20 protein-coding genes are annotated in these 25,705 nt (G+C 49.5%); 5 read left to right on the top strand and 15 right to left on the bottom strand.

Translation table 11 applies throughout. The features are described from left to right. Positions 1 to 8: 8 nt before the first annotated feature. From garR to EIM92_RS04930, 6 genes are all read right to left on the bottom strand, one after another. Positions 9 to 896 (bottom strand): 2-hydroxy-3-oxopropionate reductase, encoded by an 888-nt coding sequence (gene garR / locus EIM92_RS04955; protein ID WP_125081733.1) that lies wholly within the window; start codon positions 894 to 896, stop codon positions 9 to 11. Positions 897 to 934: 38 nt separating this feature from the next. Further along, complete coding sequence (gene gudD / locus EIM92_RS04950) at positions 935 to 2,299, bottom strand: glucarate dehydratase (RefSeq protein ID WP_199925792.1); 1,365 nt, start codon at positions 2,297 to 2,299, stop codon at positions 935 to 937. Between the two features lie 47 nt (positions 2,300 to 2,346). Next, positions 2,347 to 3,519, bottom strand: coding sequence for a glycerate kinase family protein (locus EIM92_RS04945; protein ID WP_125081732.1), 1,173 nt, complete (start codon positions 3,517 to 3,519; stop codon positions 2,347 to 2,349). Positions 3,520 to 3,991: 472 nt separating this feature from the next. After that, positions 3,992 to 4,159 carry a CxxH/CxxC protein gene (locus EIM92_RS04940; protein ID WP_110930627.1) on the bottom strand — a complete coding sequence of 56 codons (168 nt, stop codon included), beginning with the start codon at positions 4,157 to 4,159 and terminating at the stop codon, positions 3,992 to 3,994. A 164-nt stretch (positions 4,160 to 4,323) separates the two neighbouring features. Beyond that, complete coding sequence (locus EIM92_RS04935; protein ID WP_125081731.1) at positions 4,324 to 5,931, bottom strand: glycerol-3-phosphate dehydrogenase/oxidase; 1,608 nt, start codon at positions 5,929 to 5,931, stop codon at positions 4,324 to 4,326. Positions 5,932 to 6,084: 153 nt separating this feature from the next. Further along, on the bottom strand, positions 6,085 to 7,374 hold the full coding sequence (locus EIM92_RS04930) for a S1C family serine protease (protein WP_125081730.1): 1,290 nt from the start codon (positions 7,372 to 7,374) through the stop codon (positions 6,085 to 6,087). A 511-nt stretch (positions 7,375 to 7,885) separates the two neighbouring features. Between EIM92_RS04930 and EIM92_RS04925 the strand changes: the two genes are divergently transcribed. Next, positions 7,886 to 8,092: a hypothetical protein gene (locus EIM92_RS04925; RefSeq protein WP_125081729.1), complete on the top strand. Its 207-nt coding sequence runs from the start codon at positions 7,886 to 7,888 to the stop codon at positions 8,090 to 8,092. Here the strand turns inward: EIM92_RS04925 and EIM92_RS04920 are convergent. From EIM92_RS04920 to yycF, 5 genes are read right to left on the bottom strand one after another with little or no spacing between them, the layout of a single operon-like run. Next, positions 8,061 to 8,867, bottom strand: a complete 807-nt coding sequence (locus tag EIM92_RS04920) for an MBL fold metallo-hydrolase (RefSeq protein ID WP_125081728.1) — start codon at positions 8,865 to 8,867, stop codon at positions 8,061 to 8,063. The two genes, EIM92_RS04925 and EIM92_RS04920, sit on opposite strands and share 32 nt — an antisense overlap. Before the next feature lie 8 nt (positions 8,868 to 8,875). Then, entirely contained in the window at positions 8,876 to 9,625 is a 750-nt protein-coding gene (gene yycI, locus EIM92_RS04915; RefSeq protein ID WP_125081727.1) for a two-component system regulatory protein YycI, read from the bottom strand. 29 nt (positions 9,626 to 9,654) lie between these two features. Then, entirely contained in the window at positions 9,655 to 10,935 is a 1,281-nt protein-coding gene (locus tag EIM92_RS04910) for a YycH family regulatory protein (protein WP_125081726.1), read from the bottom strand. Continuing rightward, the gene (gene walK, locus EIM92_RS04905; protein ID WP_125081725.1) at positions 10,932 to 12,755 is read right to left on the bottom strand and encodes a cell wall metabolism sensor histidine kinase WalK; all 1,824 of its coding nucleotides are present in this window, start codon (positions 12,753 to 12,755) and stop codon (positions 10,932 to 10,934) included. Before walK ends, EIM92_RS04910 begins: the two co-directional genes overlap by 4 nt. A gap of 1 nt (position 12,756) precedes the next feature. After that, positions 12,757 to 13,470, bottom strand: coding sequence for a response regulator YycF (gene yycF, locus EIM92_RS04900; protein ID WP_125081724.1), 714 nt, complete (start codon positions 13,468 to 13,470; stop codon positions 12,757 to 12,759). Between the two features lie 213 nt (positions 13,471 to 13,683). On the opposite strand from yycF, the gene EIM92_RS04895 reads away from it, so the two are divergent. The 4 genes from EIM92_RS04895 (at position 13,684) to EIM92_RS04880 (ending at position 19,978) form a co-directional block, all read left to right on the top strand. Further along, a complete protein-coding gene (locus EIM92_RS04895) occupies positions 13,684 to 14,370 on the top strand; it encodes a response regulator transcription factor (RefSeq protein WP_125081723.1) in 687 nt (228 codons plus the stop codon). Next, positions 14,367 to 15,716, top strand: a complete 1,350-nt coding sequence (locus EIM92_RS04890) for a sensor histidine kinase (RefSeq protein ID WP_125081722.1) — start codon at positions 14,367 to 14,369, stop codon at positions 15,714 to 15,716. The genes EIM92_RS04895 and EIM92_RS04890 overlap by 4 nt, the downstream gene beginning before the upstream one ends. A gap of 105 nt (positions 15,717 to 15,821) precedes the next feature. Next, complete coding sequence (locus tag EIM92_RS04885) at positions 15,822 to 18,932, top strand: efflux RND transporter permease subunit (protein ID WP_125081721.1); 3,111 nt, start codon at positions 15,822 to 15,824, stop codon at positions 18,930 to 18,932. Further along, on the top strand, positions 18,929 to 19,978 hold the full coding sequence (locus EIM92_RS04880; RefSeq protein WP_125081720.1) for an efflux RND transporter periplasmic adaptor subunit: 1,050 nt from the start codon (positions 18,929 to 18,931) through the stop codon (positions 19,976 to 19,978). The genes EIM92_RS04885 and EIM92_RS04880 overlap by 4 nt, the downstream gene beginning before the upstream one ends. A 97-nt stretch (positions 19,979 to 20,075) precedes the next feature. Here the strand turns inward: EIM92_RS04880 and EIM92_RS04875 are convergent, their stop codons facing one another. The 4 genes from EIM92_RS04875 to dnaB all read right to left on the bottom strand — a co-directional run bounded on the left by EIM92_RS04875 (position 20,076) and on the right by dnaB (position 25,705). Beyond that, entirely contained in the window at positions 20,076 to 21,632 is a 1,557-nt protein-coding gene (locus tag EIM92_RS04875) for a peptidoglycan DD-metalloendopeptidase family protein (RefSeq protein ID WP_125081719.1), read from the bottom strand. Positions 21,633 to 21,872: 240 nt separating this feature from the next. Continuing rightward, the gene (locus EIM92_RS04870; RefSeq protein WP_125081718.1) at positions 21,873 to 22,667 is read right to left on the bottom strand and encodes a hypothetical protein; all 795 of its coding nucleotides are present in this window, start codon (positions 22,665 to 22,667) and stop codon (positions 21,873 to 21,875) included. Between the two features lie 154 nt (positions 22,668 to 22,821). Then, entirely contained in the window at positions 22,822 to 24,108 is a 1,287-nt protein-coding gene (locus EIM92_RS04865) for an adenylosuccinate synthase (RefSeq protein ID WP_125081717.1), read from the bottom strand. A gap of 235 nt (positions 24,109 to 24,343) precedes the next feature. Beyond that, positions 24,344 to 25,705, bottom strand: a complete 1,362-nt coding sequence (gene dnaB, locus EIM92_RS04860; RefSeq protein WP_125081716.1) for a replicative DNA helicase — start codon at positions 25,703 to 25,705, stop codon at positions 24,344 to 24,346.

Genomic DNA, 25,705 nt, shown 5'->3' with positions numbered 1-25,705 from the left:
CTCGCAGATTATCGTTTAACTTCTGTATGGGCCAACTTTTCATAATATTGCAGCAGCGCGCTATGATCGGCAGTTCCCAAACCGTCCACTTTGAGCGCATGCATCATTTCCAGCACCGAAGCGGTAAGCGGAAGCGGTACACCGATGCCGTGCGAAGTTTCCAGTGCATTCGTTAAATCCTTAATATGCAAATCGATTCGGAAGCCAGGATCGAACTTCCGATCCAGCATCAATGGGGCTTTCGCTTCCATGACCGTACTTCCTGCCAATCCGCCGCGAATCGCTTCAAATACCAACTCTGGCTCAACCCCTGCCTTATTGGCCAAGACAAATGCTTCAGACAAGGCGGCAATATTTAGAGCAACAACCACTTGATTCGCCAATTTGGTAATGTTCCCTGCACCAACCTTGCCAGTGTGTACTACAGAGCCCGCCATCGCCTTCAGAAGATCATAGTACTCATCGAACAGCTTCTTGTCTCCGCCGACCATAACTGACAGAGTACCGTCGATCGCCTTCGGCTCTCCGCCACTAACCGGGGCATCCAGGAAGGCAACGCTCCGCTGCTCAAGTGTAGTAGCGATGTCTTGACTGACGAGCGGAGCAATGGAACTCATATCGATGACAACAGTACCTGGTTTAGCTCCTTCGATAATACCGTTCTCGCCGAGTACTACCTCCATCACATGTGGAGAGTTGGGCAGCATCGTAATGACGACTTCCACCTGTCTAGCCACATCTGCAGGATTAACAGCAACGGTCGCACCTGCTGCTTTCAATTCCTCTACTACCTCGGAGTTTCTGTCAAGAACAACCAAATTATAGCCAGCTTTGATCAAATTCAAGCTCATTGGCTTTCCCATGATCCCAAGCCCAATAAATCCAACCTTCTTCATTTTATAATTCCTCCTTTAGATTACTAAATCAGGTCTATTTAACGCATCATGCAAGGACGTTTGTTATCAAACTTCCAGCCCGGGATCAAATACTGCATTGCCACAGCATCATCCCGAGAGCCAAGTCCCATGCTCTGATACAACTTGTGCGCCTTCATAACTTGCTCCATATCGATTTCTACACCTAATCCTGGTTTTTCAGGAACCTCGACCATACCATCAACAATTTGAAACGGTTCTTTCGTAAGCCGATCTTCTCCTTCCTGCCAAATCCAATGGGTATCGATCGCTGTAATAGTACCGGGAGCCGCCGCGGCTACATGCGTAAACATTGCTAATGATATATCGAAATGGTTGTTGGAGTGTGACCCCCAGGTCAGCCCCCACTCATGGCAAAGCTGCGCGACGCGAACAGAGCCCTGCATCGTCCAAAAATGCGGGTCAGCCAGCGGAATATCAACAGATTGCAGGCTTAGGGTATGCCCCAATTGGCGCCAGTCCGTTGCAATCATATTCGTAGCCGTTGGCAGTCCCGTCTGTTTTTTAAACTCAGCCATTATTTCGCGTCCTGAATATCCTTCCTCTGCCCCGCAAGGATCCTCGGCATAAGCCAATACTTGGTGTTTATCACGACAAAGGCGCACAGCGTCCTTCAAAAGCCAACCGCCATTGGGATCCAGTGTAATGCGAGCATTGGGAAAACGCTCAGCCAAAGCTGTAACTGCTTCGATTTCCTCTTCACCACGCAACACCCCCCCCTTAAGCTTGAAGTCATTGAATCCGTATTTCTTATAGGCGGCTTCGGCCAGACGTACAATCGCTTCCGACGTCATGGCTTCTTCGCGGCGAACAGCATACCATTCATCGTTGGCTTCGTAAGGTGTGGAATAAGGGAGATCCGTCTTATTTCTGTCGCCGATATAGAACAAGTATCCGAGCATCTCTACCTTCTTGCGCTGCTGGCCTTCCCCAAGCAAAGCGGCTACGGGAACGCCGAGATATTGACCGACCAAATCAAGCAGCGCGGCTTCCATCGCCGTGACAGCATGAATAGCAACGCGCAGATCGAACGTTTGCAGCCCACGTCCGCCGGCATCACGGTCTGCGAAGGCAATGCGCATTTGGTTTAGAATATTGTTATAAGTGCCAATAGATTGACCAACTACCAGATCACGTGAATCCTCAAGCGTTTTGCGTATGTTCTCCCCGCCGGGTACCTCACCCACACCGGTTCTGCCAGAGTTGTCCTTCAAAATCACAATATTGCGCGTAAAGTACGGGCCGTGTGCGCCACTTAGATTCAGAAGCATGCTGTCATGACCGGCAACCGGAATGACAGTCATTTCTGTAATGATCGGCGTTCCCGCAAATGCTGCCGGCTCCTGCTTAGTTGTCTCGTTCATCATGGTAAGAACCTCCGAATTTGATAAGTATATAAATTTATTGTTAGCTAGACCACTGGTAACTTCCTGAGACGGCCAATGCCGTATTTCTCTGGAATTAGAATCGCTCGCAACACGGAGGATACAGCATGGCGGATATTGGCTGGCGTTTTTCCTATAGCTTCTTCCAATGTCATAGGAATCTGTGTCGCTCCAATAATTACATCAATGCCGATATTGTAAATTTCAAAAGCCTCCGTCGTGACTCCGCCAGAAATACAAATGACTGGTTTATTGTATTTTTTGGATAGCTTCGCGACCCCAGCTGGCGTTTTTCCGAATACAGTCTGCGCATCGGTTCGGCCTTCTCCTGTAAAGACCAAATCCGCATCACGAACTACCTCATCAAACCGGGCAGCTTCAAGCACAATGTCGATCCCCCGAGCCATCTTTGCGTTTAAAAAAGCCATGAGGCCAGCGCCAAGTCCACCTGCTGCTCCTGCTCCCGCCACATTCTCAATATCAATGCCGACCTGCTCCCGGATAATCATCGCAAGATGTTTAAGGCCTTCATCCAACTTGACAACCATCTCAGGGGTCGCACCCTTCTGTGGGCCAAACACATGAGCTGCCCCCTTATGTCCGCATAGCGGATTTGTCACATCGCTGGCTATCGTTATTTCGCATTGGGCGATTGTCGGATGGATGCCGCTCATATCGATTGAGCAAATACGCTGCAGTTCGCCGCCGCCAAATCCGATCTCTTCCCCTGCAGCGTCTAGAAAACGAACACCCAACGCTTGTGCCATACCAACGCCGCCGTCGTTCGTGGCGCTTCCTCCAATACCGATCACCAACCTACGGGCACCTTCCTCAAGTGCGGCTTTAATAACCTGTCCCGTACCATAAGTTGTCGCGCCCCATGGATTTAAACTATCTTGTGACATCAGCATAATCCCCGATGCCGAAGCCATTTCAATGACGGCGGATCGCCCATTATCATAAACACCGTAAGTGGCGGTTACCGGGCCCCCATGCGGCCCTATCACTTCTAATTCTCGAGATTCCCCGCAGGTAACGCTAAGAATAGCCTCAACCGTACCCTCGCCACCGTCGGCAATAGGAATTTTGTGTACTATCGCTTCAGGCAGTACGTCCAAAATGCCTTGCTCCATACAATCGGCTACTTCTTTGGAGCTAAGACTCCCTTTATATGAGTCAGGCACTATCAAAATCTTCATTCCATCACTCCTAATGATCCTCTTTATCTGGAATTCAACCGGTATCACACCGTGCCAAAAATTCGTTGCAATCATACGCTTTCAAAAAAATAAGGCCTATGCTTGACCTCGTTGAATTCAAGATTCGGCACCGAATCCGAGTCCAATTCAGTGCATGGATACGCAACCAAAAGATTTTTTTAAATAACATCTATGGTTTAACTATACACTTCTGTTTAATATCCGACATTGTTATCCATCCACAATGTTGCGATCTTTTTTTATAAAAAAATTGGGCGGTAGCACAACGCCTAACAGTTCAACTCAACATAAATTGTTAAATATAGCGGGCTAGCTTCCCCTCAGATAGTGCCGTTACCTGGGCCAGACACAAAAAGGCAGCTCTCCTCCTATAAAAAGAAGTAGGCTGCCCTTGCATAACAAATAACGTCTATCGATGTACATTTTGCATTTTCAGAGGACTGACCGTGTCTCAAATAATCAAAAACTTCGCCCGCTGCTCGCATTCCTCACAAGTCACAGGGGGATCCCATTCGATAAACTTCGTTTGATCCAGATCGACAATGTCCGGAGCCTCCTCGAATTCGTCCACGAACATATCGATCGCTAATTCTACATGATCTTTGCAAACTACATACATAAAGTGAAAGCATCCTTTCTCTAGCACGTCTCACGATCCGACTCTCGATTCCACGTAAACACAGTATACCCTTTTCAGTTCTACCACACTCCGGGGCAAAAAGGAACTATCTTTCCTCACAAATTGTACTGTAAATATACCCCGTTCTCGCATCATCCTGCGTGCTATCCTTCCACTGCATCCTCTGGCACGACTGCATCATGCAATTGCTTCTCTAGTTGCTCCAAATAACGAGCCTGCTCCTCGGCGCTCCAGTCCAAATACAATGCCATATACACGGCAGCAGGCTCCTTCCATTTCCTTACCCAATCGATATTAAACAGCAACGCTCCTGTCCGGCGGACAAAAAAATCCTCCAGCGTCACCGCCATCTCATACTCCATCGCGTACAACAATGGCATGCTCACTTCCAAAGGAAGGCCAGCCGCATCAGACACACGGGGTGCAGCAGCAGGCTCTTCCGCTGTTTCAGTCTTGGCGGTCGGTGGGATGATCTCCGCCTCCTCAACTGCCTCCCCCGCCACAGCTGCGTTTGCTCCTTTTGCTTCCAGTGCTTCTGAATCCTGTACAGCCTTTACAGCTTCCTCCTCCAATTGAGCCGCAACCCGATCCACCACAGTCTCCGCCATCTTACGGTAGCCCGTCAGCTTGCCGCCAGCTATGGTGATCAGCCTGGAATCCGACTGCCAGATCTCATCCTTGCGGAATATTTCCGAAGGACCTTTCCCTTCCTCGTAAATGAGCGGGCGGATGCCCGCCCAGCTGGATTCGATGTCCTCCTCCGTAACCCTCAATTCCGGGAACATGCCATTCACCGCATCGAGCAAATACTGCCGATCCGGCTCTGTCATGCGGGGATGCGTCATATCCCCTGCATATTCCGTATCCGTAGTACCTATATACGTCTTACCGTCGCGAGGAATGGCGAACATCATTCTGCCATCCTGCGTATCGAAGTACACGGCCTGGCTAAGCGGAAAACGACGCTGATCCACCACAAGATGAACTCCCTTGGTCAGCAGCAGCCGTTTGCCCTGCTTCGAGCCGTCGAGCTGCCGCAGCGTATCCACCCATGGGCCAGCTGCATTCACGACTCGCCTAGCCCTCACCCTAACAACCCGGCCGCTTAGAACATCCGCAATTTCTGCGCCCACAACCCGGCCTTCTTCATAACTAAACCGCTCCAGACACGCATAATTCACGGCAAGCGCTCCATGCGCCGCCGCTTCCTTTAGCACCTCTAACGTTAGCCTGGCATCATCTGTGCGATACTCCACATAATAGCCCCCACCCTGCAAACCTTCTTGGCGCAGCAGCGGCTCCTTCATCAGCGTCTGTTCCGCGTTCAACATTTGTCGGCGCTCCCCCCGCTTCACGCCAGCCAAGTAATCATATGCCTTGAGCCCAAGCGCCGTACTGAACCTGCCGAACGTGCCCTCCTTATAAATTGGCAGGAGCATTCGTTCCGGCAGCGTCACATGCGGTCCGTTCTCATACACAATCGCCCGTTCTTTACCCACCTCAGCCACAATGCCAATGTTGAGTTGCTTCAAATAACGCAACCCGCCATGAACGAGCTTCGTCGATCGACTCGATGTACCCGCCCCATAGTCCTGCATATCGACAAGACCCACTCTCATACCCCGGGCAGCTGCATCTAGGGCAATTCCAGCGCCAGTAATTCCACCGCCGATGATGAGTAAATCAAGGGGCGCTCGTTCCATCTCCTGAAGTAAATGCGGTCTCATCTTGCTTGCAAACGGAGCTGTCATTTCATCTACCTCCTTCTATCGCAAGAAAGGGACCACAATTACTTCTTCACCGTGCTTCATGCGGCTATCTCGTAATGTGATCCCTTATATTAACTTCATTCGCTTCAAAACAGACACTTATTACAGGTACTGTGGATTAAGCTCAACGCTCTACTATTCATCCAGGCGGAATTCCTGATCGGAATCATACTCTCCCTCGTATATATCGTCCTCCAGCTCTGCATCTTCAGGCTTATCCGCGAGCTTCACCTTAACTCGCTGCAACTCGCCGTCCCGATAAAAGCTGACCTCCAGCTCTTCACCAATTTTCTTGTGCCCATACAAGTACTTGCGTAGATCAAGCGTCGAATGGATCGGCTGCTTATCAAGCTGGACAATGACATCATTTAGCTTTAGCCCCGCCGACTTCGCCGGACCGTGAGCCTCCAGCACAATGACACCTTCCTTTACATCCTTCGGCAGCATCAATTCGCGATAATCTTCCTCGCTAAACTCAGAGAACGGATTGTTCAAATTCAGAGTATATACGCCCAAAAATGGACGAGCCACCCTCCCGAACTCCATCAAATCGTCGACCGATTTCATGACCTCGCTGACCGGAATTGCGAATCCAAGGCCTTCAACGCCCATATCAGCGATCTTCATCGTATTAATACCAATCAACTCACCGTTTAGATTGACTAGCGCCCCTCCACTATTGCCGTCATTGATCGCCGCATCCGTCTGAATCACTTCCTGCTCCCAGTCATAGTTGCCGTCCTGGTTGATCGATACAGGAATCACACGGCTCGTATAGCTGATAATGCCTGAAGTCAGCGTCCCCCCGAGACCCAACGGATTTCCTATGGCAAGCACCGTCTCGCCTGGCCGCAGGCTGGTGGAATCACCCAGCGTAATGACTGAAGTAATCCCCTTATCGTCGACTTCCAAAACGGCAATATCACTAATTGCATCTTGCCCCACAACTTTAGCTTCTTTAGAATCACCACTGCTCGTCAAGATTTCCAAATCGCTCGCTCCGGAAATAACATGCGCATTCGTAATAATGAAGGCCTTGCCCTTCTCCTTCTTAAAAATAACCCCAGATCCTAATGCCGCCTGCTCTGGATCGCCGCCCGACAATTCGTTATGGTTCAGAATGCTAACGACCGTTGGCCCGACTTTAGCAGCAGCCGTGCTAATGCGGCTGAACGGGTCAAGATCGCCGCCGAAAATAGCCCCTCCACCGGAGCCAATACTAGCCTTAGAAGAAGGAAGACCCGTAATGAAGCTGAACATCAGGACCGCCACAATCGCGCTGAGCACAGAAGAGACGATCGAAATCTGCAGTGTCGACCATCCCGAGCCGCGCTTCCTTCTTTTCCAGCCGCGATTGCTCTCCATTCTACGCTCGTACCGCCGCGATACCTTCGTGGAATAAAAATCGTCATCAAACAATCCCATCCGAACTCTCTCCCTCCGTGACTCTGCTCCCAGGCCATTTGCTCCCGTACGTCTCATTCTCACAACTTGTAATCATAAAGAAGTGAAGCTCTACTTCACCTTATTCCGGGTAGGCAAAGCCATATGTCCGTACAAACCCTTACCTTCTGACGAGATGGTTCAGTATGAAGTTGCTGGCTTCCCGCGATTCTTTAATTTTTTAAGCATTAGGGAATGTTTCCACTCATAATAGACTACACTAATAAGAAAAACATTATCGTTGTAAGCTCTAAGCTGACAGACCGCGGTTAATGGTAGTTTTTCTTGCGATATCAAGATGCTATGCCAGATGTATTTCAGTTTGATATCTAAAGAAAAACATTATCGTTGTAAGCTCTAAACAGACAGACCGCGGTTAGCGGTAGTTTTTCTTGCGATATCTTCATAGATTCATTCTATCATATACGACGCGTTACTGAAGGTTTTTTCCATGGAGGGAAATACCGGGAATTTCAACTTAAGGAGGATGATTATGGATTCTTATTTCTCCCCGATGAATGAGGTCAATATCTTGGCCAAATTAGCCGATCTCAAGGAAGATCATTACCAGCAGCTACTGGCGCTAAGCGCCATGATGGAGCTGCTCATTGAGAAGGGCGTTCTTAGCCGTGATGAAATTGCACAAAGAGCTTTCGAGCTGGAGCACATTAACGCTCGCCCACCTTATCCCACGGCGTAGGACGATCCGCATAAGTGTCGCAAAGACGGAATTCGCTGTCCCGGTAGAAGCAACCGCGATCCTCCATGGCGCTGCGAACCGACATTTTGGCTAAATCCAGCATGTTGTGCTCTTGGCTGAGATGAGCTAGGTAGGCTCGCTTCATGCGGCCGTTCAGCAGCTCGCTAAGCACCTCGCCGGAAGCCTCATTCGATAGATGCCCCATATCGCCAAGTATGCGCCGTTTAATGTTCCAGGGATAACGCCCCATGCGCAGCATTTCGATATCATGATTCGCCTCAAGTACAAGCACATCGGAATCCGCAATGGCTTGCTTCACTTTATCACTGGCATAGCCCAAATCGGTACAAACACTCAGCTTCTCCCGCCCGTCGCTAAAACTATAGCCGACAGGCTCGGCCGCATCATGCGAAATGCCGAACGATTCTACTCGCATAGAACCAAAATCGCGTGATTCTCCCGTTCCCAGAAGACAACGATTTTCCTCAGCAATGTTGCCAATCGATTTCTCCATCGCCTGCCACGTCTTCTCATTGGCGTAAATGGGCAGATTATATTTTCTCGCTACTGGCCCAAGCCCTTTTATATGATCAGAATGCTCATGGGTCACCAGTATGCCCGTCAAATTCTCCCCCGTCAATCCGCGCTCAAGCAGCAACTCATCTATACGGCGGGCACTAAACCCCGCATCAATCATCAATGTTACCTCTCCATCAGTAACCACCGTTGCATTCCCGGTAGAACCACTCGACAGTACCGTAAATCGTAAGCCCATATTCCCCATTACTCCTTTGATTCCTTCGTGTTTGGACTGATAACGTCCCCGCTAATACCCTGTACATAATACTCCTCACCACTCTCCAGCAGGAAACGCCATGCCGGCGAAGCCGGAAGGTCAGCGTCCGAGTCAAACACCTGCCCGTAATAACCAAGCTCAATGCTTGTCACGACGGCACCCTCAGGCAAAAAATTCTCTATCAAGTTGCCCAGAGCTTTGGGCGCGGAAAGCACCTGCTGCTCCTTCTCATCTGCAGATTCATTAATCTCGATGATATCCTGGCGATACGATACAATCTTCTGGTTACTGTAGTGCAGCTCTAAATTGATTTTAAAAAGCGGCCATTTTCCGTCCACCAGCGGATGCATCACAAATACGCTCTCGCTTCCGGCAAACTCGTCATAGCGATAATCCCCAATATCCGGCAAACTCGACCGTAATGCATTGGCTAGCTCCTTCGGTGTAAAAATCAGCTTACTATCCACAGGCGTCGGCAGATGAACCAGCTTATGGCTCTGTTGCCCGTCTACAAAACGGTATGAAATTTTACGCAGCTGCGGTGTATCGCTTGGAATTTGTGCCAACACCTTAATGCGTTTGCTCTCCATGATCTTTTGTATATTACTTTCCAGGGATGTAAGGTCTGGATTGGAATCTGCCTGCTCCCTCAGATCACTCCAGAGCTGGTAACCGAGCACTAAATTCAGCAGCAAAAAAGCGTAAATGAGCACATTTTTAGCTCTGCCCCAATCCATACTCCATGACCTCCCTTGGTTTAAATAACTTATTTCAATTCGTGCACAGCACCGCTTTTTAGCTCGACAATCCAGGTCGGCCTCAGCAGCAGCCCCTCCTGGCTTAACGAAGGGAGATACGCCGGATACAAATTAACAATGCCAGACAGCCGTCCGATCTTATCCTTTAACTCTTTACCGCTAGACAGCTGAACGACCTGCTTCTCCCAATCTCCTGCTTTAACGTACATTAGAGACCGCTCGTATCCCGTAATTGTGCCTTGACGCATGTCGAGAGATATGGTGCCGTAGCGAAAATTGTTAAAATCCATAATCGGAAAAGCCCCAAACTGTCCCTTCCCGAAGTATTGACGGAAAACGACCGTATCCATCTCCTCCAGACCGTCCACCTGCTCCAGACGATAGCTGCCATTCCAGCCGCCATGCTGGTTTATGAAATCGATCGAGGACAATGCGTTCTTCGCCGGGCTGTTCTCACCTGCGGACGGTGCCGCTGGATCGGTGTAATTGATCCAATTCCCATCCTGTTTCACTTGCAGACTTCTTCTGCTGTCCGTATAAATTTCTGAGCCGTCTTTCTCCCGAATAATCCTCGTAATGCTCGGGTCAAAGAACAAGCTGCTCTGAATTTGCTCTGTTGAGAAAACACCTATCTTCAGTACAGTTTCCACCATATCGATCGGCTTTTCCGGGATGTAATAGCCATCCTTCAGCGTATACGGAATCCAGTCCTTTCCAAAATCAACCTGCTGCTTGACGTCCTGTACCGTTAAATCCGCCTTCGTCGCTTCGTACACGACATCCCCCTGCGAGCTAAAAAAGAACACTCGTGCCCGCTCTTCATTCTCCCCATTGTAAATGAGCACCCGGTGGACGCTCTCTTTCTCAAATATAGGATCAGCAGTAATTTGCATTACCTTCTGCAGAAGGGAGACGGGTACGCCGCTGCCAAACTGCAGCTCCACACCCGCATACCGGCTGCGAATCTCTGACCAGTTCAAATTGTCCACGGGATAACGCTGAAACCCTTCAAACATCCGGCCCTTCAAGCGCGAATAAATCAGGTCGTAGAACATCGAATCCGGATAAAAAACCGTATGACGGTTGTCACCCATATGAATAGAGATTTGTGCGGGAAATATCAGCTCTTCGGCCCGCATCTCTGCGCCCATATTCACCGTTTTGATATAGTCATTCTCTGTCTTGACTACAGGATTACTGCCCGGCAGCCGATAAATCAGGAAATAACTCTGCACTAAACTGCAAACGATAAGAAAAGTGAGCAAGAGCGATTTCACCTTTTCCTTCACTTTCCTTCGCCTCCTTGTTCCTGTGTCGGCAGTGTAAAGGTAACTGTGGTGCCTTCCCCCAGCTCGGAATCTAAAGTGATCGCCCCACCATGGGCCCTCACAATTTCCCGGGCAATGGATAGACCTAGACCCGTACCTCCCATATTGCGCGCCCTGGCCTTATCCACCCGATAGAACCGTTCAAAGATACGATCCAAATTACGCTTAGGAATGCCGATTCCATTGTCCTTAACAGAAATGGCTATCATTCCATCATCCACCCTGCGAGCCTCAAACGTAATTTTCCCACCTTCCGGTGTATACTTCATCGCATTGGAAATCAGGTTGTCCAACACCTGATCAATCTGATCCCGATCCATCCATGCCGTGTCCACACCATCCTCGATAAAAATCTCCGGATGAATCTCCTTCTCCTGCATTTGAAAGGAAAAGCGATCCACGACCTCTTCCAGCATTTCCAGCACCCCGGTAGATTGCTTACGCAGCAAAGCCTCCTTGGAATCGAGACGGGATAAATGAAGCAAATCCGTAACAAGGCGAATCATCCTATCCGTCTGATTTTGAATCACGGAGGCAAACCGCGGGCCAAGCTCCGGGTCTTCCAGCGCACCATCCTCCAGAGCCTCAGTATAACTCTTGATCGTCGTCAGCGGCGTGCGCAGCTCATGTGAAACGTTCGCGACGAACTCCCTGCGGGAAGCCTCCAGCTTCTCCTGCTCCGTTACATCCTGCAGCACAGCGATCGTACCGCTCAATCCAAACTCCCGCCGATGAATCGGTGTAAATGTGACGCGAATAAGAAATGTATCCCCTTCTGGAGAATCGATCTCCAGAATCGTGGAATGCATCGTTCCCCGCTCCAGCACGGCGCGTTCCTCCAGCGGCAAATGAAGCAGCGTCATAATATCCTTCCCACTTACCGCCTGCTCCTGAACCCGCAGCATCTCGCTGGCTCGACGGTTCATTAGAATAACCTGGTGCTTCTCATCTGCCGCGATTACGCCATCACTCATATTGGTAAGAATCGAAGCGAGCTTCTCCTTCTCTTCCTCGTTCTGAGCCAGCGCATCCTGCAGCCGACTCGTCATGTAGTTGAATGCTTTGCTCAATTGGCCGATCTCATCATTGCCAAGCACCGGCATCTTCTGGTGAAAATTCCCCTCCGCTACGGCAGTTGCGCGCCGGGTCAGCTCTTTAATCGGCGAAGTAATCGTATGAGCAAGAATTACGCCCAACACAGCGGTCAAAGCAAGAGCTAGCAATAAACCGGAAATAAAAATACTATTAATCCGCTCCATTGTGTTATATAGCTCTGTCATAGAAGCCGCAATATAAATGGCGCCAACCGTCTTTCCGTCTCTTATGACGGGCTTGGCCACCACTTTCTTGCGGACATTATCTTCATCGATCATGTATTCTTCATTATCACGTATGCCCTGCAGCGCGCGGCTGACTACTGTTTGCGTATTCTTCGTTCCGACATAGTCGGCGTGAGACGGCTTCGAAGTCGTCAGAACCCGGCCACTCGCATCCAACACCTGGATCTCGGCACCGTTAATATTGAATAAATTGTTGACGAGAACGCTTAAATTATCTAGCGATGCATCTGCCGATTCTCCGGTAACCCCCAGATTTTGCGCAGCCAGAACCGATAACAATGCCGCCCGCTCCTGCAGCTCTTTCGTAAAGTTGCTGGTCAGCGAAGTTTTCATCGCGCTCACGAAATAGACCCCGATCAATTGCATAGCGATCAGGATCAGCAGCACGTAAATGATGATCAGCTTAGCCTGGATCGTACGGAAGAAGGAGGGCAGATTCATCCTAGAATCCACCCGCCTTGGAGCTGCGCATCATATAGCCGAGCCCGCGCCGGGTCAGAATATACTCCGGCTTGCTCGGATCACTCTCAATCTTCTCCCGCAACCTGCGGATCGTCACATCCACCGTGCGTACATCCCCGAAATAGTCATACCCCCAAACCGCTTGCAACAGGTGCTCCCGAGTCATCACCTTTCCGGCGTTCTTTACCAAATAATGAACTAGCTCAAACTCCCGATGAGTCAGATCAAGCGGTTCACCGTTCTTATATACCGTATACATATCTGTATCAATCAACAGCTCGAACAAGCTAATTCCCTGCTTGCCTTCTGCACTTTCCAGCTGAGCTGGCCTCTGCTGCCGGCGCATCTGCGCCTTCACTCTGGCGAGAAGCTCCCTGGTGCTAAACGGCTTGGTGACATAATCATCAGCTCCAAGCTCCAGGCCAAGCACCTTGTCAATCTCGCCGTCCTTAGCGGTCAGCATAATGATCGGTGTCTGCAGCTTGGCGCGCACCTCCCTGCATACGTCCATACCATCCTTACCCGGCAGCATCAGATCCAGCAGAATAAGATTCGGCTGCTCGGTGAACGCCAGCTCTACAGCTTCAATTCCGTCGAAAGCCAGGATGACTTCGTATCCTTCTTTCTCTAAATTAAATTTCAAAATATCCGCAATTGGACGCTCATCGTCCACGACTAAAATTTTACCTTGCATATTGTACTTCACCCCAAACTCTCAGGCCTTGGCCACTCTTCTTCTATCTTACCATATCCTAAGTAGCATCAGCTATTAGAAAGCCAAGAGCAAGTATTGAATGCTCCTGCCAAAAACTGTTACTCTATCATTAGTGGTGACAATCCCGGTCGCTTTAGATCATACATATATTTACCCATTTTTACCAGTTGCTTAAGGAGGATAATTATACCCATGCCCACTATTATGCTCGTTGATGACGATCCACATATACGTGAACTGATCTGTCTCTATGTATCGAATGAAGGGTTCCATCCCATTCAGGCCGAAAACGGTGCCATGGCACTGAAATTGATGGAGCAGGAAATCATCGACCTGGTTGTACTCGATATCATGATGCCGGTTATGGACGGCTGGGAGTTGTGCGCCGAGCTGCGTCGCCTATACCCGGATACGCCGCTGCTTATGGTTACCGCGAAAGGCGAGACTGGGCAAAAAATAAAGGGGTTTGACCTGGGTGCCGACGATTATGTCGTAAAGCCGTTTGAGCCGCTCGAGCTGGTGGCCCGTATCAAAGCGCTGCTCAAGCGCTACAAAATCGCTTCCTCCCAAAGCATTCAGCTTGGCAGCATATTGCTGGACCGCCAAAGCTATAAAGTAAGGCGGGGTTCCGAAGAGTTCATACTCCCACCCAAGGAGTTCGAGCTTTTATTTAAGCTCGGAAGTTATCCCGGGCAGATCTTTACCCGCGAGCAGCTAATCGAACAAATCTGGGGTCCCCACTATACAGGGGATGACCGGACGGTCGACGTCCATATCAAAAGGCTGCGCGAACGCTTTTCTGCAAACGATCAGGAGCCTCCTTCCTTTCATATCGCTACCGTATACGGACTCGGCTACCGGCTTGTGGTGGAAAAATGATCAAATCACTATACGTCCGTATCGTCGTGATGTTTCTGGTGGCCATTCTCGTCAGCCTGCTGACCTCCACGATCATTATCGGCTATCTATACCAGCGTCAGATCCAGGATCAAACCCAGGAAACTATGATTACGCTGGGCCAAAGCCTGATCCGGATTTTCGAGCGGGTTGGATACGACCGCCGGGCCCTAGTGATGGACGACATCAAGGATCTGGCCAGTATGGTCAGCATGCAAATCTTCGACAGCTCCCTGTCCGAGGAAAAGTATGGCTCGAGCTCCCTAATCGAGGTAAGTCGAGAGCAAATCGAGAGCGTACTTCAAGGAGAAACCTTGAAGGGAGTCACCTCCGAAGGGCATATCTATGTGGGGCTGCCTTTCGCTCATCAAGACCATACCTATGCCATGTTTATCGAGCCAAGTTCAAACAGCCAGATCAGTTATCCGATCGGCGGCATCATCCTTACCGGGATCGCTGTCCTGTTGGTGGGCGGCAGCTTGTTTTTTGTCGTGGAGGCTGCCTTTTTGATCCAGCCTTTGCGTAAAATGACAGAGGCGACGAAGCGGATGGCCCAAGGAGATTTTAGCAGCGAACTGAAGGCGCGGCGCAAAGACGAATTGGGCGTACTGGTGCAGAGCTTTAACGAAATGCGGCGGCAGCTCCAGCAAATCGAGGAGATGCGCCAGGATTTCGTCTCCAACGTCTCCCACGAAATTCAATCGCCGCTCACATCCATCCGTGGCTTCGCCCTAGCGCTGAAGGAGAACGAAACGCTCGGCCATATGGAGCGAGATCGTTATCTTGGCATCATTATCGCGGAAAGTGAGCGAATGTCCCGAATGAGTGATAACCTGCTGCAGCTCGCCTCACTTGAATCAAAGCATCACCCTTTCCATCCTGCCTCATTCCGGCTCGATGAACAGATCCGCCAAACAGCTGTTGCTCTTGAACCGCAATGGGCCGCCAAATCGATTTCGATCAATCTAGATCTGCCCGTCGTCAAAATTTGCGGCGACCGCGACCAGCTGGATCAGGTGTGGATCAACCTGCTGGGGAACAGTATCCGCTTTACTCCAGAAGGCGGCATAATCGCCATTTACATTCGGCCGGGCATCCACCAGGTTGCTGTGACGGTCAAAGATACGGGAATCGGCATTGCACCGGAGGATCAAGCCCATTTGTTCGAAAGATTCTACAAAGCGGATCGCTCCCGCAACAGGGTACATAACGGCAACGGGCTGGGCCTGGCGATCGTCAAAAGAATCGTGGATCTGCATCACGGTCATATTGAAGTACGCAGCGATCCCGGAACCGGGACAGAAATCACGGTCATCCTGCCATCCTAAGTAATTTAATTCTTTGATCAATGCGAATTAATTATAATTTTAACCATTTAATTCATACTCAGTTCACATTTACCTGGTAATCTTTCCTAAGATAGGAGGATTACCATGAACAAACTGACCAGTTTTTCCATGAAGAATATAGGCGCCTTGTTTATCATGATCATTATGTTGTTTGGCGGCGGCCTGTATGCCGCTGGGAAATTAAAGACGGAGATCATGCCGGACATCTCGATTCCCATGGTATTCATAACGGCCCAATATCCCGGGTCTCCCAGCGACGTCATGGAACAAGTAACTAAACCGATAGAGAAAAAAATAGCCAACTTAGAGGGAGTTACCTCGCTGGATTCTACGTCAAGCGATAACTTTACGACCATCATAGTCATGTTGACTGATAAGGCCGACCCCGAAAAGAAAAAGCAAGATATTGAAAGCTTGCTGCAAGAGGTCAGTCTTCCCGCTTCAGCCAGTACCCCGAAGGTGGCCACCTTCGGTTATGCCTCGATTCCGGCCTATTATTTCGCCATCTATGGTGGAAATGGGATGAGTCAAACGGAACTGGATCAATGGTATGCTAACGAGATTAAGCCTGAACTGGAATCGATCCCCGGCTACGACCATATGGACGAAATCGGAGCACGGGAAACGAAGCTTACCATCAAGCTTGATGCCGGGAAGCTGAACGATTTTGGCCTTACCCCCGGACAAGTGTCCGGCCAGGTTCGCCAAAACCTTACTTCGCTGCCGGCAGGAGCCGTCGATCTCGATGGCACTTCCTTGATGGCCCGTGTAAAGAGCGATACCAATAGCGTATACAACCTAGATAATATGGACCTGCTGACCCAGAGCGGCGCCCGGGTTCGCTTGAATCAGCTGGGCAAGGTTGAATCTATCTCGGAATCCGATTTTGTAGCACGCCTGAATCAGCAGCCAGCCATCGGCATCCAACTTTACAAAACTAGCGATGCCAACGCCGTAGATTTCGCGAGGGAGGTTGAGTCCCTCTTCGCAGACTGGGAGCAGAAGCTTCCCGATATCGGCTTTAAGACGATTTATGACACTTCGGAACTCGTCAGTTCCTCTATTAGCGGAATGGTGCATGAAGGGCTTATCGGCGCTCTGCTGGCGGCGCTCGTCATCCTGCTATTCCTGCGGAATATACGCATGACCTTGATCGTTCTGGTCTCAATTCCGCTGTCGATCCTAATTACGCTGCTCGTCATGAATTCCTTAGACATCTCCTTGAACATTCTGACGCTAGGCGGCATGTTCATCGCGATCGGACGGGTCGTGGACGACAGTATCGTCGTTATCGAAAATATATATTCTCATTTGCAAAAAGCGCAGGAGCGCGGGGAATCCGTCATAAAGCTGGCCACCCGCGAAGTTGGCGCAGCTATTACGTCATCCACACTGACCACGGTCGGGGTCTTCGCCCCACTCGCATTTGTCAGCGGTATGGTCGGGCAATTGTTCCAGCCGTTCGCAATTACTTTGTCCACCGCCATGCTGGCCTCACTACTCGTAGCATTGACGGTGATCCCGATGCTGGCCAAGGTGCTGGTGCTCCGCGGAACCAAGATCAAGCACCATGAAGAGAAAGCAGGACATACAACAGGTTTTTACCGCCGGGTGCTGGAATGGTCGCTGCGCCACCGGATCAAAACGCTTCTGGCGGCAGGATTTTTGTTCATCGCGTCAATTATTGGAACGGTGCCGTTTTTATCGATCACTTTAATGCCGGAAGAAGAGCCTCCGCGGCAGTTTTACTTCGTCATTAAAATGCCGTACGGAACTTCTTTGAAAACCATGGATGCCAAAGTCAAAGATATGGAGGATATTTTGCATGGTGCGAACGCCTCCGATGGCCAGCCACAATTCACCTTTACCGAATCACTAATCGGGTTTAACGACTCCACGGAGGCAACGCCTTATCGGGCGCAGATTTTCACCGAAGTTAGCGAAGGCAGCGATGTCAAAACTATTCAGGAGCAATACAAAAACATTTTGATGGCCGAATTGCCGAAAGACTCTGAACTAGACGTTAGATCGTTCGAAAGTAATTCTGGCGGCACCGATTTTCAATATTCTTTGAAAGGGAACGACCTCAACCGGCTGGTTGAAGCTTCCGCGCTGCTGAAGGAGAAGCTGAAGGAATTTCCGGAAATTAAGGAAGTAGAGGATTCTCTCAGCGATGCCAAGAAGGAGCTTGAGATCGAAGTTGATCAGAACAAAGTATGGCAATATGGACTAAGCGCCTCCACGGTACATCAGACCGTTGCCAGTTGGCTTACGGAGGATGAGATCGGTGATGTCAAGCTGGATAACATCACTTACACGACAACGGTTCAATTGGATAAATCGGGCATCGATACGTTGTCCAAACTGGGCGACATCCCATTCCACTCCGGGAGCGGCTCCATCGTTTATCTGAAGGAAGTGGCCAAGCTGAACATGATCAATGCCGCCTCCAGCATTCAGCGCAATGACCAAGAACAGGTCGTAAACATTACCGCCAAAATCGACAGCCAAAATAAAGGTGGCGTTGCCGGTCAAGTCGCGATGGCGCTGGATCAGGTTGAGCTCCCAGACGGCGTGTCGCGTGAAATCGGTGGGATTAATGAAGATATCGCAGAAAGTTTTCTCCAGCTGTTTGTCGCTATGGGAGCAGCCGTATTTATCGTCTATCTGATCATGGTTATTGCTTTCGGCAATTTGAGCGCGCCGTTTGTTATCCTCTTCTCGCTGCCGCTTGCCGTCATAGGCGGTTTGCTAGGTCTCTTGATCAGCGACGAACCGCTGAGCATCACCTCGCTGATCGGCTTCATGATGCTGATCGGGATCGTCGTGACCAACGCGATTCTGCTGATCGACCGGACGCAGCAGCTTCGCGAAGAAGGCTACACTGTTCGTTACGCCTTGGTTGAAGCGGGTATGCTCCGCCTAAGACCGATCATTATGACGGCGGTCGTGACGATGGCCGCCATGCTGCCGCTTGCACTTGGATTTACCGAAGGCGGAGCCATCATTTCGAAAGGCATGGCCGTCGTCGTTATCGGCGGGCTCGTTACTTCGACGATTCTGACGCTGGTCGTCGTTCCAGTCGTCTACGAATTGCTCGAATCGTTCAAGAATCGGGTGGGGCGTTTGTTCCATAGAGGCGGTCGTGTCGATAAATCATCTGACGACATCAGTGAGGGAGTTGTAGGTCAATGAAAAACAAAAGATGGATACAAATTATGATAAGCAGCGCATTGCTGGCCATGGGCGGAATGGCCATGGCCGGCTGCAATGCCCCTAAGGAAGCCCAAACGGAAGTGCAGAATGTTCAGAAACCGTTAGTCAAGATCAGTGAGGTTCAAAAGCGAAGCATTGGCGCTCCGCAGGAAACGGTAGCCGAAGTGACAGCTTCGGCCGAAAGAGATGTCGTGGTCAAAGCGAGCGGTGATGTGCTTAAAGCATTGAAAAAGCGTGGTGATCAGGTAAAACAGGGAGAACTATTGTTTGAACTGGATCCGGCCGATGTGCTGCTCCAGAAGCAAAAAGCAGAAATCCTGCTCCGCACAGCCCAGAAAAGTCTGAAGGACGGCCAGTTTGCAGCCCAAGACGATCTGGATTCCCTGCAGCCGCTGAAAGATCAGATCCAAATGGCACAAATCGATATCGAGCAAATCAATCGCACCTTAGACAATTTTAAAGTGACCGCGCCTATCAGCGGTAATCTGACTGATTTCTCAGTTGAATCCGGCATGACCATAAACCAAGGGATCGTCGGTAAAATTCAGCAGATCAACCCGGTCAAAATCAAGGCGAACATCACGGAAGAAAACGCCAAGCTCCTTAAAGGCAAAACCGAGCTTTCGTTCTATGCGACCAATCAGCCTGACCAGTTGTTCAAGGGAAAAACCGTCTATTTTGCGGACATTATGGATACGATGAACAGAACCTATGAGCTGGAGCTGCAAGCCGACAACGCCAACCTGGCGCTCAAGCCGGGGACCAAGGTGCAACTGAGGTTGACCGATGAAGCGGAGCAGGAAGTGCTCACCATTCCAACTACGGCGATTATCCGGGAAGAGAGCAACACCTACGTCTACCTCTTCTCCGGAGGCAGAGCCGAGAAACGGCAGGTAGAACTAGGCCGGCTCAACGAACTGTATCAGGAGGTCATCGAAGGCTTGGCTTTGGGAGATCAGGTCGTGGTATCGGGTCAACACCAGTTGAAGGATAAACAAGAGGTCGAGGCAGCTGCGACAAACTGATTAAAAAAATGGCCTTGCGCGACGGTGTTCCAACAGGAACGCCAAACGCGCAGGCCATTTTTATTTGTACTACCTCTATATTTGTACTACCTCTATGCTATAAATATTTCATTGGATTTTGCACTGTGCCGTTCTTATGAATTTCAAAATGCAAATGTGTGCCGGTAGACCTTCCCGTGCTACCCATAACTCCAATCTTATCGCCCTTCTCAACGATGTCGCCTTTCTCCACACTGATCTTGCTCAAGTGCCCGTACAACGTCTCAAATCCGTTATTATGATTAATTATGATAACATTACCATATCCTGATTTGGTGCCTGCGAAGCTGACAACTCCTTCATCCGCTGCTAGGATGTTCCGGTTAGAGGAAACCAAGTCGATTCCTTTATGGGTTCGCCCCCAACGCTTTCCGTAGCTACTCGTCATACGAGCACCGGATACCGGCCATGCGAATTGTCCACTGCCCTCTCCGATCACTTTCGTACCCTTCATAATAATTCGCGGGGAGGATGCCTTTATTACTTCCTGACCGAGCCATTCCTCGGCGACTACCTCACCATTTTCCTTCGTCAGCCGATATTCCATCACTTTAAGTCCGCTCTGCCCTTCTGCTATGACCTTGGACTTGCCTGCCTGCATATCCGCATTCTTCTGGATAATAACCTCTGGCTCCGTCACAATCTCTTCAGACATCAACTCAACGGTCTTTACGGTAAGCGCTGGCTTCATAGCCCTTACATTCAGCTCGGTTCCGATTTGCAGCGTCTTTTCTTGAACGCCAGGGTTATTAGCGAACACTTCCTTCTGTGTGACCCCGTATCGTTTGGCTATAGAAGAGATTGTATCTCCCTCGCGCACCGTGTAGGTAATCGCGGCCTCACTGCCTTCCATAATGCGCTGCAGCGCCTCCTCAGCACCCAGCACCTTATTCGGATCAGCCTTCACAGCAACCTGTGTTACATCTTCCACAATAACAGCGGATTCAATCGTCACGTCACTCCCTGTCGACTTCGCCGCATTTTTCGGGTTACTGCTTAGCAATTTAAATTTCGGCGCATTGTTGGATGTAGTGTCTGGTATGTATTTCCCCTTCACTTGCTCCAAAATCGCATTCGCTATAGCCTGATCCTTTACGATCGCAATGGTCTTCCCATCGACCTGTAGTTCCACGCCTTTGGAATAACCAGTAAGTCTGCCTTCCAGTTCGGCAAGCGTTGCTTCCGCATCGATCTTGGCTTTATACTTCTTCGCCTCGACTGTAGTAATGCCCTTCGTATTCACTACCATATCAGCCTGCGGATACTTCTGCGCATATTCCTGCTTCTTACGTTCATAAAGCGCAAGCAACTGCTCCTCGTTCTCAATCGCACCGATCTCTTCATCATTAATCATGACATGGTAATAAGTAACGGTGTGTGCCTGCACATATTGATATCCTGCCAGGAACATCCCTATCGTAAGTACGGCAGTTATAGCCCCGATCCGAATTCTCCGTGATTTTACTTGCGGTTTTATATTTGTGCTATCTATGTGATCTTCTATATGGTCTTGTTCTTTTTGTGCTAGATTGTGGTTCGGTTCTATATTCCTTCTCATAGCCTGAAAGCGTCTTGCGAGCCAACCGAGCCCGAGCTTTCCCCTGAAACCTTTCATGGTAATCTCCTTTTCTAGTTGACACTATTCGACAATAAATAGTTTCAAAATTTTAACCATTTATCACTATCGTCTACTTTAGCATACGACTATCTAGAATTTCAACTTTGTTCACAAATGCCAAAAACCCACTTCAGGAGCGGGTTTCAATGGTTTTTACTAAATTAACCAGCAAGTATTATATTTACAATTCTGTGAATGGAATCGCTGTTATAATAGTAGACTCGTGTAATTACACATTTATTTTAGTATTTCCATAACCTTTGCATATTGCTCTTTATCTAGATGCTTGGACAAAATTTGCTGAATTTCGATCATCTCGGCTTCCGTTAATCCATCCTCCATCGCCTCCGTCATTTTACGCATATCCTCCTCCGGCAGCTTGGACATCAATAGATTAAATACCTCTTCCTTCTGCTGATCCGGCAACTCGTCCTTCTTCGCCAGCAAATCATCGGGCGTAATGACAACCATCTGATCTTGATTGCCGCCCGCGCCTTCCTGCTGCGATTGCTGAGACTGTTGCGATTGCTGAGATTGGCCGGATATCCCGCCCATCACCGGAAAGGCATCCTCTGGAATGCTCTCCCCTGTGTCCACATCCTTGTTCGTCGGGCCGTTATCGTTATTTTCATCTTGGAGAGTCCCTTTTCCATTTTCAGCTCCATTATTCTGGGCATCACTATTCAATTTGTCATTCGCATCGGCACTTCCATTCACATTCGCATTCGCATTCGCCTTCGCGCTTTCCTTGCCCTTGTCAGAGCTATTGCTGTCTATTTCTCCACTACTATTGCTCTTATTGCTAGGACTCTTACTATTAGCACTCTTACTGCCCGTACCCTTGCCTCCAAAGCCCAACATGCCCTTCATCATACTCCCGACGCTCAGCGATTGGACTTCGATTGGAATATTATAGCTGCTCAGCAGCGATTGTACATACCAATTGACTACATATCCTGTCGTTACAACAGTTAACATACTAACTATAACGACAGTAATCGATAGCTTTACTACCCAAACGACCCACCTCATCTCTATCCCTCCTTCATCTTCCTACCAACCAGTATGGACGATAGAGCGGAAATTCAACCTCCTCAAGCAGGAAAAGACGCAAAAAAACCGCTTAGAGCTAAGGCTCCAAACGGTTAAGTTTATGACGCTTAAATCAATTATATCGCATACCACCTTATTCGTATATCGGCAATATTTGGTTCGTCTGATCACGGTTCCGGCCTACCGAGAAGATAGCTATCGGAATGCCTGTCAGCTCAGATACGCGCCCTACATAGTTCTGCGTTGTTTCCGGCAGGTCAGCCAGCGTCTTTGCCCCCGTGATATCCTCAGACCAGCCTGGGAGCTCCTCATAAATCGCTTCGCATTCTGCAAGCATTTTAAGACTGGCTGGATAATGGCTGATGACCTCGCCGCGATATTTATAAGCAGTGCAAATGTTGACCGTTTCCAGTCCAGTCAGCACGTCCAGCGAGTTCAAGGATAGCCCGGTCAGACCGCTAACCCGGCGAGCATGGCGGACAACAACGCTGTCAAACCAGCCGACACGGCGCGGTCGCCCCGTTACCGTGCCGTATTCATGTCCTGCTTCGCGGATCGCATTGCCTATAACATTGTTCAGCTCCGTTGGGAACGGACCGTCACCAACACGCGTTGTATAGGCCTTCGCCACACCGATAACCTGGTCAATCTTAGAGGGACCAATGCCAGAGCCGATGCAGACCCCGCCTGCAGATGGATTAGAGGAAGTTACGAACGGATACGTCCCCTGGTCGATATCCAGCATAATTCCCTGCGCCCCTTCGAAAAGTACCTTTTTCTGCGCATCAATGGCATCATTCAGGATGACCGAAGTATCCTTAACATAGGGACGCATAACCTCTGCATACTCCAAATACTGCTTCAGCATTTCTTCCACATCTATCGGCTCAGATCCATACACTTGTTCAAGAATTTGGTTCTTCTCCTTCATCAAATGACGAAGCCTTGACTCAAACTCTTCCGGATCAAGCAAATCAGCCACGCGAATGCCGTTACGAGCTGCTTTATCCATATAAGCCGGGCCAATTCCCTTACGGGTCGTTCCAATCTTATTCGGGCCCTTGAGGTCCTCCTCCAGCGCATCCAGCACCATATGATAAGGCAGGATGACGTGGGCACGATCACTGATCACCAAATTGGTCGTCGTAAACCCCTGTTCGTGAATATAGTTAATCTCTTCAATAAGCGCTGCCGGATTCAAAACCATTCCATTACCGATAACGCATACTTTATCTTCATAAAAAACACCCGATGGAATTAAACTCAGCTTGTACTTCTTCCCGTCAATAAATATGGTGTGACCGGCATTGTTACCACCTTGGTAACGCGCCACCACATCTGCACTCTCAGCCAGGTAATCCGTAATTTTGCCCTTACCTTCGTCTCCCCATTGTGTTCCCACAACTACTACTGTTGACATGTGCATTCCCCCATCGGTGCACGAGCACCCTTATTGGCCATGCAGGATTTCGTACGTGATATTCGACTGTTCTGTGCTCAAAAAAAGAGCATAATCAGTGTAACAGGTGTTTTTTTCTAAGTCAAACAAAAATACGAACAATCACTCATAAATAAATGGGATTGTTCGTATTTGGATGATGAATTATTCAATTTATTAGGACAAAAGTAGAGCACAAGCCTATTTTATCTATAATTTAACCTGCAAACGCATCGCCATGCGCGCGCTCATAATTCGCGAACTTATTGAAATTCTTCAAGAACACTAGCTCAACTGTACCTACCGGGCCATTACGCTGCTTAGCAATAATGATCTCGATAATATTCTTCTTCTCCGTTTCCTGATTGTAGTAATCATCACGGTACAAGAAAGCAACGATATCCGCATCCTGCTCAATCGAACCCGATTCCCTCAGGTCGGACATCATCGGACGCTTATCCTGCCGCTGCTCCACCCCCCGGCTAAGCTGGGACAAAGCAATGACCGGAACTTCGAGTTCACGAGCGATCTGCTTCAGGGTACGGGAAATTTCCGAGACCTCCTGCTGCCGGTTCTCCCCCGGCTTGCCTCGACCATGGATAAGCTGCAAGTAGTCAATTACGATCATGCCAAGGCCCTTCTCCTTCTTGAGTCGGCGGCATTTCGCGCGAATATCGGCTACCGTCACCCCGGGGGTATCATCAATATATATTTCGGATTCCGATAAAGCAGCGATCCCCATCGTCAGCTTGGACCAATCATCATCATTTTTAAAATCGCCTGTCCGCATAACCCCTGCATCCAAATTCGCCTCTGCGCAGATCATCCGCTGAACGAGCTGAGCCGCCGACATCTCCAAACTGAAGATAGCGACGGTCTCTTTGGCCCGAACGGCCACGTTCTGGGCAATGTTCAAAGCAAACGCCGTCTTACCAACAGACGGACGAGCCGCTACGATAATCAGATCGTTACGCTGGAATCCAGACGTCATGTTGTCTAAATCGACAAAGCCCGAGGGGATTCCAGTCGTATTGCCCCGATTTTGATGCAGCTCTTCCACTTTCTCGAACACTTCCATGAGAACATCACGAATCGCAATAAATCCGCTGCCAGAACGGCTATTGGATATTTCGAGGATTTTCCGCTCCGCATCACTCAGCATGCCGGATACGTCTTCGCCGCCGGAATAGCCCTCGCTGACGATTTGCGTAGCTGTCCGAATTAAGCGACGAAGCATGGACTTCTCTTCGATAATCCTAGCGTAATAATCAACGTTAGCCGCCGTAGGTACCGCATTGGCCAGCTTCGCCAAATAACTGACGCCACCGATATCCTCCAGCTGTCCTCGATCCTGAAGCTTCGAGGTAAGTGTAATAAGGTCGATCGGCTGGCTTTCCTCTCCCAGCTGAACCATGGCATCATAGATCAATTGGTGGGGAGGGTCATAGAAATCTTCCGTCCGTACCCGCTCCATAGCTGTAATCAGCGCTTCGGATTGCAGCAAAATAGCTCCAAGCACCGCCTGCTCCGCCTCAAGATTCTGTGGAGGAATTCGGTCGAAAAATTGATCTCCAGCCAT

The organism is Paenibacillus lentus, from assembly GCF_003931855.1.
GTDB classification, from domain to species: domain Bacteria; phylum Bacillota; class Bacilli; order Paenibacillales; family Paenibacillaceae; genus Fontibacillus; species Fontibacillus lentus.
Note: the sequence above shows the minus strand (reverse complement) of the source record. Positions and strands in the feature narration are given on the sequence as shown.

Coding starts and splice junctions, on each gene's coding strand:
- dnaB (WP_125081716.1), bottom strand. CDS start 25,705: ATGGCTGGAGATCAATTTTTCGACCGAATTCCTCCACAGAATCTTGAG.
- yycF (WP_125081724.1), bottom strand. CDS start 13,470: ATGCAAGGTAAAATTTTAGTCGTGGACGATGAGCGTCCAATTGCGGAT.
- EIM92_RS04930 (WP_125081730.1), bottom strand. CDS start 7,374: ATGGGATTGTTTGATGACGATTTTTATTCCACGAAGGTATCGCGGCGG.
- yycI (WP_125081727.1), bottom strand. CDS start 9,625: ATGGATTGGGGCAGAGCTAAAAATGTGCTCATTTACGCTTTTTTGCTG.
- walK (WP_125081725.1), bottom strand. CDS start 12,755: ATGAATCTGCCCTCCTTCTTCCGTACGATCCAGGCTAAGCTGATCATC.
- EIM92_RS04870 (WP_125081718.1), bottom strand. CDS start 22,667: ATGAGGTGGGTCGTTTGGGTAGTAAAGCTATCGATTACTGTCGTTATA.
- EIM92_RS04875 (WP_125081719.1), bottom strand. CDS start 21,632: ATGAAAGGTTTCAGGGGAAAGCTCGGGCTCGGTTGGCTCGCAAGACGC.
- EIM92_RS04895 (WP_125081723.1), top strand. CDS start 13,684: ATGCCCACTATTATGCTCGTTGATGACGATCCACATATACGTGAACTG.
- EIM92_RS04940 (WP_110930627.1), bottom strand. CDS start 4,159: ATGTATGTAGTTTGCAAAGATCATGTAGAATTAGCGATCGATATGTTC.
- EIM92_RS04945 (WP_125081732.1), bottom strand. CDS start 3,519: ATGAAGATTTTGATAGTGCCTGACTCATATAAAGGGAGTCTTAGCTCC.
- gudD (WP_199925792.1), bottom strand. CDS start 2,299: ATGAACGAGACAACTAAGCAGGAGCCGGCAGCATTTGCGGGAACGCCG.
- EIM92_RS04885 (WP_125081721.1), top strand. CDS start 15,822: ATGAACAAACTGACCAGTTTTTCCATGAAGAATATAGGCGCCTTGTTT.
- garR (WP_125081733.1), bottom strand. CDS start 896: ATGAAGAAGGTTGGATTTATTGGGCTTGGGATCATGGGAAAGCCAATG.
- EIM92_RS04880 (WP_125081720.1), top strand. CDS start 18,929: ATGAAAAACAAAAGATGGATACAAATTATGATAAGCAGCGCATTGCTG.
- EIM92_RS04920 (WP_125081728.1), bottom strand. CDS start 8,867: ATGGGCTTACGATTTACGGTACTGTCGAGTGGTTCTACCGGGAATGCA.
- EIM92_RS04890 (WP_125081722.1), top strand. CDS start 14,367: ATGATCAAATCACTATACGTCCGTATCGTCGTGATGTTTCTGGTGGCC.
- EIM92_RS04935 (WP_125081731.1), bottom strand. CDS start 5,931: ATGACAGCTCCGTTTGCAAGCAAGATGAGACCGCATTTACTTCAGGAG.
- EIM92_RS04925 (WP_125081729.1), top strand. CDS start 7,886: ATGGATTCTTATTTCTCCCCGATGAATGAGGTCAATATCTTGGCCAAA.
- EIM92_RS04865 (WP_125081717.1), bottom strand. CDS start 24,108: ATGTCAACAGTAGTAGTTGTGGGAACACAATGGGGAGACGAAGGTAAG.